This window comes from Mycobacterium sp., from assembly GCF_050701675.1.
Taxonomy (GTDB): Bacteria; Actinomycetota; Actinomycetes; order Mycobacteriales; family Mycobacteriaceae; genus Mycobacterium.
In genome coordinates, this window is the sequence record NZ_JBOGDD010000251.1 from 1 (window position 1) to 12,725 (window position 12,725).

13 protein-coding genes are annotated in these 12,725 nt (G+C 67.5%); 2 read left to right on the forward strand and 11 right to left on the reverse strand.

What is annotated here, in order from left to right:
- The 4 genes from ACRDUX_RS07170 to ACRDUX_RS07185 form a co-directional block, all read right to left on the reverse strand.
- Positions 1 to 619: serine/threonine-protein kinase (locus tag ACRDUX_RS07170; protein WP_526412382.1), on the reverse strand; the 619-nt coding region annotated here is incomplete at its 3' end.
- Positions 620 to 805: 186 nt separating this feature from the next.
- Positions 806 to 3,043 (reverse strand): MDR family MFS transporter, encoded by a 2,238-nt coding sequence (locus ACRDUX_RS07175; protein WP_526412384.1) that lies wholly within the window; start codon positions 3,041 to 3,043, stop codon positions 806 to 808.
- A 239-nt stretch (positions 3,044 to 3,282) separates the two neighbouring features.
- Entirely contained in the window at positions 3,283 to 3,600 is a 318-nt protein-coding gene (locus ACRDUX_RS07180) for a hypothetical protein (protein WP_526412386.1), read from the reverse strand.
- 252 nt (positions 3,601 to 3,852) lie between these two features.
- Entirely contained in the window at positions 3,853 to 4,965 is a 1,113-nt protein-coding gene (locus ACRDUX_RS07185) for a DUF7159 family protein (RefSeq protein WP_526412388.1), read from the reverse strand.
- 246 nt (positions 4,966 to 5,211) lie between these two features.
- Between ACRDUX_RS07185 and ACRDUX_RS07190 the strand changes: the two genes are divergently transcribed.
- Entirely contained in the window at positions 5,212 to 6,177 is a 966-nt protein-coding gene (locus tag ACRDUX_RS07190) for a metallophosphoesterase (protein ID WP_526412390.1), read from the forward strand.
- A gap of 5 nt (positions 6,178 to 6,182) precedes the next feature.
- On the opposite strand, the gene ACRDUX_RS07195 is transcribed toward ACRDUX_RS07190, so the two are convergent.
- From ACRDUX_RS07195 to ACRDUX_RS07220, 6 genes are all read right to left on the reverse strand, one after another.
- Positions 6,183 to 6,785 carry a hypothetical protein gene (locus ACRDUX_RS07195; protein ID WP_526412392.1) on the reverse strand — a complete coding sequence of 201 codons (603 nt, stop codon included), beginning with the start codon at positions 6,783 to 6,785 and terminating at the stop codon, positions 6,183 to 6,185.
- Positions 6,786 to 6,814: 29 nt separating this feature from the next.
- Complete coding sequence (locus ACRDUX_RS07200; RefSeq protein ID WP_526412394.1) at positions 6,815 to 7,591, reverse strand: hypothetical protein; 777 nt, start codon at positions 7,589 to 7,591, stop codon at positions 6,815 to 6,817.
- Complete coding sequence (locus tag ACRDUX_RS07205) at positions 7,579 to 8,907, reverse strand: hypothetical protein (protein ID WP_526412396.1); 1,329 nt, start codon at positions 8,905 to 8,907, stop codon at positions 7,579 to 7,581. The genes ACRDUX_RS07200 and ACRDUX_RS07205 overlap by 13 nt, the downstream gene beginning before the upstream one ends.
- A gap of 48 nt (positions 8,908 to 8,955) precedes the next feature.
- The gene (locus ACRDUX_RS07210) at positions 8,956 to 9,240 is read right to left on the reverse strand and encodes a type VII secretion target (protein WP_526412398.1); all 285 of its coding nucleotides are present in this window, start codon (positions 9,238 to 9,240) and stop codon (positions 8,956 to 8,958) included.
- Between the two features lie 136 nt (positions 9,241 to 9,376).
- The gene (locus tag ACRDUX_RS07215) at positions 9,377 to 9,595 is read right to left on the reverse strand and encodes a hypothetical protein (protein ID WP_526412400.1); all 219 of its coding nucleotides are present in this window, start codon (positions 9,593 to 9,595) and stop codon (positions 9,377 to 9,379) included.
- 227 nt (positions 9,596 to 9,822) lie between these two features.
- A complete protein-coding gene (locus ACRDUX_RS07220) occupies positions 9,823 to 10,524 on the reverse strand; it encodes an SDR family oxidoreductase (protein WP_526412402.1) in 702 nt (233 codons plus the stop codon).
- Positions 10,525 to 10,625: 101 nt separating this feature from the next.
- On the opposite strand from ACRDUX_RS07220, the gene ACRDUX_RS07225 reads away from it, so the two are divergent.
- Positions 10,626 to 11,459 carry a helix-turn-helix domain-containing protein gene (locus ACRDUX_RS07225; RefSeq protein ID WP_526412404.1) on the forward strand — a complete coding sequence of 278 codons (834 nt, stop codon included), beginning with the start codon at positions 10,626 to 10,628 and terminating at the stop codon, positions 11,457 to 11,459.
- Between the two features lie 96 nt (positions 11,460 to 11,555).
- Here the strand turns inward: ACRDUX_RS07225 and ACRDUX_RS07230 are convergent.
- On the reverse strand, positions 11,556 to 12,725 hold a 1,170-nt coding region (locus tag ACRDUX_RS07230), incomplete at its 5' end, for an ABC transporter substrate-binding protein (protein ID WP_526412405.1).

The window sequence follows — 12,725 nt, forward strand, 5'->3', positions numbered from 1 at the left end:
ACAGCAGGCACGTCAGCGAGTACACGTCCGACGCCGGGCCACCGGGCTTGCCGCTCAGCCGCTCCGTGGCCATGTACGCACACGAGCCGATGACCAGCCCCGTCTTGGTCACCGACGCCTCGCCACCGCCGTGGGCGATGCCGAAGTCGACGAGGTACGCGAAGTCGTCCGGCGTGAGCAGCACGTTCTCCGGCTTGATGTCGCGGTGCACCAGACCGTTGGCGTGCGCCGCGTCCAGCGCAGAAGCGACCTGGCCGATGATCCACACCGCCCGGGCCGGTGGGAGCACGCCGTTGACCCGCAGCTCGTCCTTGACGCTGGCGCCCTCGACCAGGCGCATGTCGATGTACAGCACACCGTCGATCTCGCCGAAGTCGTGCACGGGGATGACGTGCGGCTCCTGCAGCCGGGCCGTGATGCGCGACTCGCGCCGGAACCGGTCCTGGAAGGTCGGGTCGGCCGCCATGTCCGGCCGCAACAGCTTCAGCGCGACCGTGCGCTCCCGCCCGGTGTCATAGGCGCGGTACACCTCGCCCATTCCGCCCATGCCGATCAGCTCTTGCAGCTCGTAGGGCCCGAACTGCGTGCCCAGACGCGAGCTGGCACCCGGGGAGCCCATAAGCGTTCCTTCCAACTCGTCGCGAAGCGATCCTCGATGACCGCGCGCACGCACCACCAGGCGGTTTCCCGCGTCGGCCCAGCTCAACCCCATTGCACGGCGGCGACGCCGAACTCGAAGGAGCACAAGGTGATTGCTTCGTGCCGAGGATACGCGAACCGCCGGGCCCCGGCAGGCCACGGGCCGCTACCGGCGCGGAGGTCGCGGACCCCCCGGCGGAGGATACGGCGGCCGCAGACGGGTGGTGGGCGGCTCGGTGGGCCGCGGCGGGCGCGCTGGCGGCCTTTGCTGACGCGGGTCTTGGGCGGCGGGACGCGGGGGCAAGGGCGGCGGAGGCCGCCGCGGTGGCGGCGCTGCCTGGCGCGGAGGACGCATCCGCAGCGCCTGGGTCTCGTCCTCGGTCCAATCACGTTGCACCAGAACGTCTTGCGAGATGCGATCCAACGCCACCCTGACCTGGCCGCGATCCGGTTGGGCCTCGAGGCCAATGGATTGAGTGAGCCCGCGAGTGAGCCACTCCATCGTGTCCGCACGCACCAGTTCGACCTGGTGCGCGCCCGCCTTGGTCAGCCAGAACACGTCTCCGTTGCGTTCGGCGTAGCCCGTCGCAGCAAGCCGGTCGAACGCCGGCTCGAGGATCTCCCGAGGCACCCGCACGTGCTCGGCGACGTCCCCCAGCCTGGCCTGCCCGGCGGCCTGCCCGAAGCGGTACACCTGCAGAAGCGCCCAGAGTCGACTGATGTCGAGCTTGCTTCCCGGCCGCTGAGCCAGGGTGCGCAGCTGCATGCCGGACCCATGACGAATCAGTCGGCCGACGGCGTTCTCCAGCAGTTGGTCCGGCGAGGCCGTGGTCGGCATGGCGAAACCCTCGCCCAGGTCGGCGGCCGTGCTGACGTCGTTGTTGCGCAAGGGCACCTGCTTGAGCATCAACGCCAGCACGAACCCGACGATGGCAACCGGGGCGGCATACAGGAATACCTGGTCCAGCGCATCGGCGTAGGCGGAGGCTATCGGGGCGGCCATCTCCGGCGACAGCGCGTGCAGCGCATCGGGCGATTGAGCGGCCTCGGGCGGCGCGCCGCTTTTTGCGACGGCATCGGCCAGCGGATCCTTCAGGAAGTTGTTGAACAGCGAACCGAACACCGCCGCGCCGAACGAACTGCCGATGGTGCGGAAGAACGTGACACCCGAGGTGGCCACGCCCAGATCGGCGAAGTCGACGGTGTTCTGCACGATCAGCACCAGCACCTGCATGCACATGCCGATGCCGGCGCCAAGGACCACCAGGTCGAGAGACTGGACCAGGGTGGAGGTGTCGGGGCCCATCCGCGACAGCAGGACGAACCCCACCGCCATCACCGCCGTGCCCAGTACCGGGAAGATCTTGTACTTCCCCGTGCGGCCGACGATCACACCGCTGCCCATCGACATCGTGAGCAGACCGACCACCATCGGCAGGGTGTGCAGGCCCGACGTGGTGGCCGATACGCCGTCGACGAATTGCATGAACGTCGGCAGGAAGGTCAGCGCGCCGAGCATCGCGAAGCCGACGACGAAGGACAGCGCGCAGCACACCGCGAAGACCGGCTCGCGGAACAGGCGCATCGGCAGAATCGGTTCCTGCGCGCGCAGCTCGACGGCGACGAACGCGGCGATGGCCACCAGGGATCCGATGAACAGCCCGATGATCATCGGCGAGCCCCACGCATAGGTGCTGCCGCCCCAACTGGTCGCCAGGGTGAGGCCGGTGGCGCCCAGGCCCACCAGGACGATCCCGGCGTAGTCGATGACCGGGCGCGCCATCCTGCCGAGGTTGGGGATCGCGATGACGGCGACCACGAGCACGACGATGGCCACGGGAACGTTGATCCAGAACGCCCAGCGCCAGCTCAAGTGGTCGGTGAAGAAGCCGCCGAGCAGCGGGCCGATCACCGTGGTGACGCCGAAGACCGCACCGAGGGCACCCTGGTACTTGCCGCGTTCGCGCAGCGGAATGACCTCGCCGATCACCGCGGTCGCCGTGACCATGATGGCGCCACCGCCGACGCCCTGCAGCGCGCGAGCCCCCACCAGCATGGGCAGCGAGCCAGCCAGTCCGCACAGCACCGAACCGAGCATGAAGAACAGCACGGCGGCGATGAAGATGGTCTTCCGGCCGATCATGTCGCCGAGCTTGCCCACGATCGCCGTCACGACCGTCGACGCCAGCAGGTAGCTCGTTACCACCCATGCCTGGTGGCCGGCACCACCCAGGTCGGACACCACGGTGGGCAACGCCGTCGCCACGATCGTCTGATCCAGGGCGGCCAACAGCATCCCCAGCAGCACGGCCGTGAAGATCAGGTTGCGCCGGGGCGCGGCGACCTCGGTGTCGCCCGCCGGTCGCTGCGGTGGTCGCGGCGGACCGGTCATCGTTGCGGTCATGTCCTCGAACTCACTGGTCGTTGGCTATCCGGTCGGTGTCGTATAGCCATTGTGTCGGCGAGTTACGCCTCCGAGGCTGCGACACACGGGCGAGCACCGGCTCACAGCTCGACGTGACCCGGTCGGGTCACGTCGGGATGAGGCTGCCGCCGCACGCGGCGGCGGCGCGTTGCGGTCAGGACCCACCACGAAAATGCCCGCCTCCGAGCGACTTTCGCTCCGAGGCGGGCATCCGCGCCTTAGTTGCAGTAGTGCAGCAACCCCAGCGGACCGGTCACGCAACCGCCCCCGTTGTCGTAGCCGCCGTAGCCATAGAAGGGCGGCGGTGGCGGTGGTGGCGGCGCCCATCTCGGTCCTCCACCGTTCCAGCCTCCGCCGCGGCCTGGGCCGTTGTCCCAACCGGGACCGCCGTGGCCCCAGCCGCGATCCTGCGCCCACTGGGTTCCCGATCCGACGGGCGACGGCGCTGCATTCGCCACGCCCGTGCCGATTCCGAGGGCAGCGAAGCCCAGCGAGCCGGCGATGGCGGCTCCTGCCGCGATGGTCTTAAAGTGCATCATGTGAAACCCTGCGATTCTCATCTGGCGATCAAAACTCTGAGCCAACAGATCAACTCAAAGCCGTTCCGAGAGAGCGGAAGCGACTCGGCCTGCTCTTCAACCGACCGAATCCTTGCGGCTACCGGCTCCTTACAGCAATCTAACTAGCCCATCTATGTAGAGGCTGTGTAGAGCATATGCATGTGGAGCCGTCGCCCGGAAATCCGCCGAAAAGTGACGTGGGCGTGAATAATGGTCGCCCGTTCACGCTTACGGATCGTGGAAGCGGTCGATGATCGGAATGCGTTCGATGATCCGATCCCGCAGTCGCGGTTTCTGAGGTGCAGGCGGGACGTAAACGGGCGCCGGCGGCTGATACACGGGCGGTGGCGCCGCCGGCGCGGCTGCGGGCGGCGGTTCGTAGACCGGCGCGGCGACGGGTACGGGCGCCGGCGGCAGGGCCACGACCATCGTCCTCGCGAGGTCGGGAGACGCATCCGGGAATCGCACGACGGGGCGGGCGGGCGCGGCCTTAGGGACGGCGACCGATTCGGATTCCCCTGCGGCACTGATTTTCTCGGTCCGCTCGCCCGGCGGATGCGTCAAGTTGAGACCGACCGCGATCGACAGCGACACGACGAAGACCACCACCGCCGCCGCGAGCACCGTCGACAGCAGACCGATTCGCGACGTCGAGTGAATGGGCGGTACCCAGCCCTGCGGTTCCGACATGTCCAGAGTTCGGGCGCAGGCGAGTGCCGCGCCACGGGCCAGCGCGAGGTCGGCTTCCGCGGCGGAGAAGACGGGCGATTCGGTGATGGCCTCGAACGAGGAGACGATCACGTCGACGTCGTCCGAGCCGACGACGAAGATCGCGTCGGGGCGGGCGTCCGGGTCGAAAACGGCGATCACGCTGCTGGTCAACTCGAGCGCGTCTGCTCTGTCCAGTGGTCGGTCGATGTGCTCGACGGACACTTCCCCGCCGACGACCTGGGCGACGAACGCGGAGTCCGGTTCGACGATGCACACGGCCACGTGGTCGTACTCGGTGATGCCTGCGATGCCACTCGCCAAGGCGGCAACGGCAGCGCTGTCGGGGATGGTCACGACGTCGCGGTGACCGCGTGCCTTCAGGGCGTCCACCACGGCACCGGCCGCCGACACGGCTTCGGTGGTGGACGTGACGCCCACCACGCGGATTCGATTCTCGGCGATGACGTCGGGGTTCAGCACGGCGTGAAGCAGGAGGTCGGCGTCCAGCGCGTCGACCGCCGGGATGTCGAGTTCTCCACGGTCGATCGGATCACCCTCACCCGTCGTCCCCTCGACGAGGACCCAGCGGACCGCCGTCGACGTTAGCGACAGGCCAAGTACGAGGTCCATGAATCTCCCCCGATCTGCCTGCGTTCCACTGCCAGATTACCTGCGAGCGCATGGACTCGGACCTCGAATCGGGGCGTACCGGGGCCGACGCGGGTGCAGCTGACAGTTTCGCTGGCCATTTCTCGCACGTGCGCGCGACTTCAGCAATGACACGGACGACGACTCGATCCGTCGGAGATGTCGTCGACGTCGGTTAATCGGTCACGCCCGGCCATCGATGTCGCCCGTCGATGCGAATATGGTGCCGTGAGCGGTTACGACATCATCGGCGACATCCACGGCTGCGCGTCACCTCTGGCAAATCTGCTCGACCGTCTGGGCTACGCCGAGAGCGAACGGACCGGCGCCTACGTTCACCCGAATCGGCAAGCCATCTTCGTGGGCGATCTCGTCGATCGTGGCGGCGAGCAGTTGGACGTCCTGAAGATCGTCAAGCGGATGGTCGACGGGGGAAGCGCCCAACTCGTCATGGGGCATCACGAATTCAATGCGAGGGCCTACGCCACGGAGCGGCCGGATGGAAGCGGCGGGTTTCTCCGGCGCCACAGCCCGAAGAACGAGCAGCAGCATCACGCGTTCCTCGAGCAGGTGACCGGCTCGACGCGGGCCGCCTACCTCGAGTGGTTCACGACCATGCCGCTCTGGTTGGACCTTGGCGGCCTGCGGATCGTTCACGCCTGCTGGCACGAGCCCTCATTGCGGATCATCCAGGACGCCCTCGGGTCGAACCGCTTCGCCACGGTCGATCAGATCGTCGCCGCGGCAATCAAGGGCACACCGCTGTACGACGCCGTCGACGTCGTGCTCAAGGGACCCGAGATCGACCTCACCGAGCATGGCCTTCCTCGGTACTCGGACAAGGATGGCACCACCCGCAACCGCGCGCGGGTGGCCTGGTGGCGTGCGTCGGCGACCACGCTGCGCGACCTCTCCGTCATGGACGGACCCTTCACGACCGAAGGCGGGCAACCGTATCCCGAGCTTCCGGACACCGAGGTACCGGCATCTGAACGGTCCTTCTCCTACGGAGACGACGTCCCCGTGTTCTACGGTCACTACTGGCGCAGCGGGTCTCCCAAACAAGGACAGGACTGGACGGCCCACACGGCGTGTGTCGACTTCAGCGCAGTGTCGACGGGCAACCTGGTCGCGTACCGGTGGGACGGCGAGACCGAGATCCAACCGGACCATTACTTCGGAATCGCTGGCTAGACAAGCTATTCCGATCTCGAAACGGATGGGTGCACCGCCACCGGATATCCATGCCGAAGCGCCTCCACCGACAGGGCTGGCGTCACCACGGTCGCCTCGGTGACATCGGCGATGGGATCGACGTAGCCCTGCGGCGTCCACCGATGCAGGGCGCCATCCCAAATGAGTCGAAAGTCGTTGTCGCCCAATTCGATGAACACCCCGTCGGGCAGTGAGGCGATCGCACTGGTCGGGCGCGGCGCCCGCCGTGAGGCCCTCAGCTGCCTGTCGAGAGCAGGCGCCCCCACGATCGGGTCCTCGTTCTGAACGTTCGCCGCGCCGATGTAGCCGCGGTACTGCGTGCGCCGACACTCGCCGCACGGTCGGTGCCCCGCAGCCAGCGCCACGGCCTCGTCGAGGAAGAACAGCTGGGTGTACCTGTTGGGTTTCATCAGCTCTTGGCTGCGTCCCTTGAATTCGAGTTGGCAGATCAGCCACATGGCGTTGCGCGACTGCCGAACGATCCGCTTGTTCTCGTCGTGCAGGACGCCCCGGTTGCCCAGGAAGGTGCCCCGCGCACTGGTCGCGATGATCTCTCCACCTGGCGTGACCCGGTTCTGCAGGGGCATCCGGCGACGATAGCGCCTGCCTGCGACAACTACGTCAGATCGAACCGGCCTTCGCCGAGCCGCTCGAGCGCGCGGCCGTCGGTGAGCTCCGCCCTGTCGTCCGCGTGGCGCCAGTAGTGCCGCACCATCCAGTAGAGCCCAACACCGTTGGGCACGTAGAAGTCAGCTCCGTCGATGGTCTTCTCGGTGCCGTCCCGAAAGCGAAGGACGATTGCCTTGCGGGTCTTCTTGTTGGACTCGGAGTGGTCGTCGACCGCGGCAACGTCGTTCCACGTGACGGATTCGGTGCTCTTGATGTCGGCGATGTCGATGCCCAACGGCGTGAGCTTGACGTAGCCGATCCCCCCGCGTCTCCAAGCGGTGATGAGCGCCCAGACGGCAGTTCCGGTCGCAAGGCACGCGATCACCACCGCGCCTGCCTGCCCTCGCTTGGACGGAAACATATGCAGGTCTCCGGTGAGCGTGAAAATCACGAAGATGATCCCGATGGGGATGACAACTGCAAAGGCGGACAACCCCAGCGCGCTGAAGGTGCGGTCGGGCCGCAGCATGGTTCCTGTCGAGTCATGGCCGGCGCACAGTGCCGCACGTCCTCGGGCGACGAGTTGCACCGCAACCAACGCCAAAATCAGCGGGAGTAGGAAACCCACGCCGACGACGGTCTCGAGATAAGCACCTCGCAGAAGACTAAGCGTGCCAACGAATATCGCGACAGCGAAGAACCCGGTCAACAGCAGCGTCAATCGACCGAGGCGACGCCCACTGGCGGGCCAATTGACGGGCTCGGGCAACGTCAGTACGGACATACGACATCTCCGATGAAATTGCCCAGCTTGGCACCACCGAATCCGCCGCCCAGTGCTCCGAAGAACGCGAAGATCGGCACGGCGCCTGGCGCAAGCGGGCCGGTAGCCAAGCCCGCGGCCGCACCACCTTCCGCCCCACCCCAACCGCCGCCCGCACCGACGGCGCCGGCGACGAGTGCGACGCAGCGGTCATGGTCGTTGTCAGCCATCGCCATGTCGAAGACGGTAGTCGCGATCGTGAGCGCGGGGCCGCCGAACTTGGTCGCCTTGCCCACGTTCTCAAGGGACTCGGCCGTCACCATCGGCAACCCGCCACCGTTCACGAGGTGCTTCTCCAATCCCGAGAGACCGGCACCGCCCACCAGTGAGATGTTGTCGATCAGTTCGACGGGAACGGCCGAGTGCCTGCCGTCGGCCGTGGTGAATCCGGCCGTGCGGTAACCCGTGGGGTCCATCGACATGGAGTAGGTCGAGCCGTTGGGCCAAGTGGTCGTCGTGTAGTCGCAGTCGGTGCCGAAGTCGTGCCACGAGCTCGTCTTCGACACCTCGTTGCCGTCCTTGTCGAATTGCGTGATGGACTTGAAGTTCTGCTTGCTGGGCCAATCGAATGGATCGTAGGTGGTCAGCACCTGCTTGCTGCCGTCCTGCATGGTGACGGTCGTTTCCTCGTCTCCGTATGCATTCTTGACGGGCTCACTGACGTCTCTGATCGCCATCGACATGTCGCCGTCGCGAATCGCCTCCTGCGCAACGACACCCACCGGACTGCGTGGATCCGGCACCTGATCGCCGGGGCGCTGCGCGACGGGAAGCATCATCGAGCCCAGATCGGTGGGCGGCCCCGCCTCGACGAAGCCGTGTTTCTTCCCAGCGGCGACAACGGCGTTGGCCGTCGCATCGTCGGCGTCGCCGACCGCCGTCAGCAGGCCGTTGATGGCTTCCTGCTCCGACCGGGCCAAGGTATCGAGCTTCGCCAAGTCGTCGGCCGACATCCGCACCGGGTCGATCAGGACCACCCATTGATCGGTCACGTTGAGCGGACCCGCGTCGACCTGGTCGGCCTTGTTGAGCAGCGCAGCCCGTGCCGGGCCGATCGTCCCGCTGCCGTTCTGCAGCGCAGCCGCCATGTCGTTCGCGTATTCCGAAAACGTCGATGCGTCACGTTCGGCCCGACCGAACATCGCCGACGCCGCCTCTTGCGAACGCCCGGACCACGCCTTCGTCTCGGGCATGCGGTGGCATGCGTCGTCGATGCCCTTCACGGCGTCCGACACCGTCGTCGCACCCGAGGTGATGGCCGCCGCCGACGCGGTCAACGAGTCTGGATTCCAGCCCCGAAGGGTCGGGTGTGAGGGAAGCACCGGTCAGAACAACCCGTCGAACGTGCCTGCCAGAGCATCGTCGGTGGCCTCGAACTTGTCTCCTGCGCCGCGGACGGCTTGACCCATCTTGGTCACGTTGTCCGCCAGCTGCTTGGCCATCTGCGTGAAGTGGTCGCCAACGGAGTGCGCCGCCCACTGGGTCGTCGACCCGGGCAATCCATCGGCCGCCGTGGAGGCCTTCGTTCCGATGTCGGCGGACGTGATCACGCCGGACACACTGTCGGCCTGCCCAGCCAAGGCACGCAGGATCTGCGGATCGACCTGCATTTCACCCCCATGTTCGGCCCTATCTACCTTCCATTATCGGCCACTGCCGAGTGCCCCGAACGCAGCAATCTCGCCACGCCCATGCCCGAGAGCCCGAATGCGGGATGAAGACATTCAGGCTCTCGGTGATCTTGGGTCAGCGGTTGTGCTGGTGGCGGTGGTGCTCGGGGGTACCCGGCTTGGGCGTGTTGTGCTGGTGTGGGAAGGCATCGTGGTGCACCGGGCTGCTGATCGACGGGCCGTTGTTGGTGATCGAAGGGGCGGCCTGGCTGGCGGCGGCGGTGCCGAGGGCGATCAGGGCGGGGGCGGCGAGCAGCGCGGTGGTGGCGGCGATGCGGCGGACGATGGCGTTCATGTGAATCTCCTTGTGTGAGTGTCTGTTTGGTTGTCTCTGCCGGTGTGATCCGGCGATGAGACAACTATGTCGCACTCAGAAGGAGAGGTCTGTCCGCCAACCAGCGGCTAGGCCGGATGAAACCCGTGTCCCCCGATCGGTGGAACTCGGCTCCCCCGCCGCGGTTTGTGTGCGTTCACCGGTGGTGCGCGCCGGTCGATGCACACAAATCGCGAATGGGGGAACGGTCACCAGGGCACGCTGCCTGCGGCGTTGAAGAAGCCCGCGGTCGGGCCATCGGAGCCGACCTGCGCCAGGCGCACGATCACCTCGGCGCCCTGCTCGACGGTCTGGGTGCCGGTGTTGCCATTGAGGTCGGTCTTGGTGAAACCGGGGTCGACGGCGTTGATCCGGATGTGCGGGAACGCCTTCGCGTACTGCACGGTGATCATGTTCACCGCGGCCTTCGATGCCGGATAGGCCACCCCGGGGTAGATGTCCGCAGGCGCGGGGGCGAACAGGGTCAGCGAGCCGAGGCCGCTGCTGACGTTCACCACGACCGGGGCGGCCGACCGCTGCAGCAGCGGAAGGAAGGCGTGCAGGACGCGCACCGTCCCGAAGACGTTGGTGTCGAACGTCTTTCGCACGACGTCGGCGGTCACGTCCGCCGGCCCGATGACGACGTTGCCGTCACCGCGCTCTTCGACGGCCGCATTGTTGACCAGGACGTCGAGCCCACCGTCTGCCTCGATCGTCTTCACGGCGGTCTGTACCGACGCGTCGTCGGTGATGTCGAGCTGAAGTGCCCGCGCGCCCAACTGCTCGGCGGCCAGGCGCCCGCGTTCGGCGTCGCGGCTCCCGAGGTAAACCGTGTGGCCTGCCTCGATGAGTTGGCGGGCGGTCTCGAAGCCGATGCCCTTGTTCGCTCCGGTGATCAGTGTCGTTGTCATGACTCCACGATGCGCTGGAGGGTCGCGGCCAGCCAGGGGTCCCGTCTTCCTAGGACTGCCAGTACCAGGACGATCCGCGCGACACGGTGCACCATGGAGTCATGGCGACCACCGAGTTCGGGCACGCGCTGAGGCGCTGGCGCGACCGGGTCTCCCCCGAGGCCGCCGGGTTGCCGATCGGCGGTCATCGGCGCGCGGCCGGGCTGCGCCGTGAGGAGCTTGCGCAGCTGGCGGGCATCTCGGTCGACTACGTCACGCGCCTCGAGCAGGGTCGGGCCACCAATCCGTCGGAGCAGGTCGTCGAGGCCCTCGGCCGGGCCCTGCGCCTGTCCTGTAGCGAGCGCGTCCATCTGTTCCACGTCGCCGGGCTGGTGCCACCGGGGCGGGGCACGGTGCCTGCCTACATCACGCCGGGCGTCCAGCGGATGCTCGACAGGCTGACGAGGACGCCGGTCGCGGTCTTCGACGCGGCGGCGACGCAGCTGCTGGCCAGCCCGCTCTACACCGCGTTGATGGGCGAATACCTCGGCAACGAGCGCAACGCGGTGTGGCGCAACTTCCTCGGCTCGGGCAATCGCGTCCGCCATACCCCCGAGTCGCTTCGCGACCTGCAGACCGCACAGGTCGCCGCGTTGCGGGCCACCGCGAACAGATATCCCGTCGATCAGCGGGTGCGCCGGCTGGTCGCGGAGTTGCGCGCGAAGAGCGATCTGTTCGCCGAGCTGTGGGATTCCGGCGCCGTGGGCGGCCAGCCCGTGGCGTCGCGCAAGACCATCGACCACCCCCAGGTGGGGCCCGTGACGCTGGATTGCGACGTGCTCACCGTCGCGGGTGCCGACCTGACGATCATGATCTACACCGCCGAGCCAGGAACCCAAGACGCCGAACGGCTTTCGCTGCTCGCCGTCCTCGGCACGCAGACATTGGTTGGGTGACGGGGCACGAGCCCCCCAACGAGTGATATCACCGGTGATATCAAGTTTTAGAGCGCACTTCACCCCGGGCCCGCGCGCCTCGAGACCGACGCCGCCCTACCGCGTCGCCCCGTTGATCACCGGCTTGTCGATCAGGCCCTTGTCGACGCCCCAGATGGTGGCGATGGTCCGGTACTCGCCGGTCTGCATCAGATGCTCCAGCGCCTGGCGCAACGACTCCGCCAGCGCCGAGCCCTTGACTACCGGCAAGCCGTACGGCTGCGGGTCGGTCATTTCGCCTGCCTCCTCCAGCGTCCCGCCACTGGTCTTCACCGCGAAACCGGTCACCGGCGAGTCGGCCGTCATCGCATCGACCTCGCCCGCGATCAGCGCCTTCGTCAGATCGTCCTGCCCGACGTAGACCACCTTGTCGATGGGCGACAGCCCGGCATCGAGGCAGGCGTCGCTGAGGGCCGGGACCTCCTCGGTCTCCTGCAGAGTCCCATATGCCACACCGACTTTCAGGCCGCAGGCATTGTCGGGGTCGACCGACGAGCCGGCCTTCTGCGCCCACAGCGTGCCCGCCTGGAAGTACGTGACGAAGTCGACCGCGGACTCGCGCTCTGCGGTGTCGGTGAACGACGACACCCCGACGTTGAAGTCCTCGGCGCGCACCGAAGGGATGATCGCCTCGAAGGCGGTCTCCCGATACTCGGGAGTAAGCCCCAGAGTCCGGGCGACCGCATTCATCAAGTCGATGTCGAACCCGACGATGCGGCCGTTCGCGTCCTTGAACTCGTTGGGGGCGTAGGGCACGTGGACCCCGACGACCAACTTGCCCGAGTCGCGGATGCCTGCGGGTACGGTCGCCGCGATCGACGCCACGGCGCCGGGGGCCAGCGCCGGATCCCGTGGCGCGGTGCTGTTGGTGACACCCGCCTGTCGGGTATCGGGCCCGCCGCGCAGCTGCCAGACGCCGAAGGTCCCCACCGCGGCCAAGAGCACCACTGCGGCCGCGGTGACGACCACGCGCCGCGACGGTCGCCTGCCGCCTTGGATCGGGATGCGTCGAGCCGAGTGCCGACCGGAGCGTCCGGCGCCGCGCACGGGCGCGTTCAGCGCGCGCCGCGCCGCGGCCGCGAGGTCCGCAGCGGTCTGATAGCGCTGCCCTGGCTTCTTGGCCATGCCCTTGGCGACGACGTCGTCGAACGCCGCCAGCCTCGGGACCAACGCCGACGGCCGCGGCGGCGCCGACACCATGTGCCCGGCGATCTGCTGTTCGAGGCT

Bases quoted from the DNA above. Each gene is read 5' to 3' on its own strand.
- ACRDUX_RS07180 (WP_526412386.1), bottom strand. From the start codon at position 3,600: ATGCACTTTAAGACCATCGCGGCAGGAGCCGCCATCGCCGGCTCGCTG.
- ACRDUX_RS07215 (WP_526412400.1), bottom strand. From the start codon at position 9,595: ATGAACGCCATCGTCCGCCGCATCGCCGCCACCACCGCGCTGCTCGCC.
- ACRDUX_RS07210 (WP_526412398.1), bottom strand. From the start codon at position 9,240: ATGCAGGTCGATCCGCAGATCCTGCGTGCCTTGGCTGGGCAGGCCGAC.
- ACRDUX_RS07175 (WP_526412384.1), bottom strand. From the start codon at position 3,043: ATGACCGCAACGATGACCGGTCCGCCGCGACCACCGCAGCGACCGGCG.
- ACRDUX_RS07200 (WP_526412394.1), bottom strand. From the start codon at position 7,591: ATGTCCGTACTGACGTTGCCCGAGCCCGTCAATTGGCCCGCCAGTGGG.
- ACRDUX_RS07195 (WP_526412392.1), bottom strand. From the start codon at position 6,785: ATGCCCCTGCAGAACCGGGTCACGCCAGGTGGAGAGATCATCGCGACC.
- ACRDUX_RS07225 (WP_526412404.1), top strand. From the start codon at position 10,626: ATGGCGACCACCGAGTTCGGGCACGCGCTGAGGCGCTGGCGCGACCGG.
- ACRDUX_RS07185 (WP_526412388.1), bottom strand. From the start codon at position 4,965: ATGGACCTCGTACTTGGCCTGTCGCTAACGTCGACGGCGGTCCGCTGG.
- ACRDUX_RS07220 (WP_526412402.1), bottom strand. From the start codon at position 10,524: ATGACAACGACACTGATCACCGGAGCGAACAAGGGCATCGGCTTCGAG.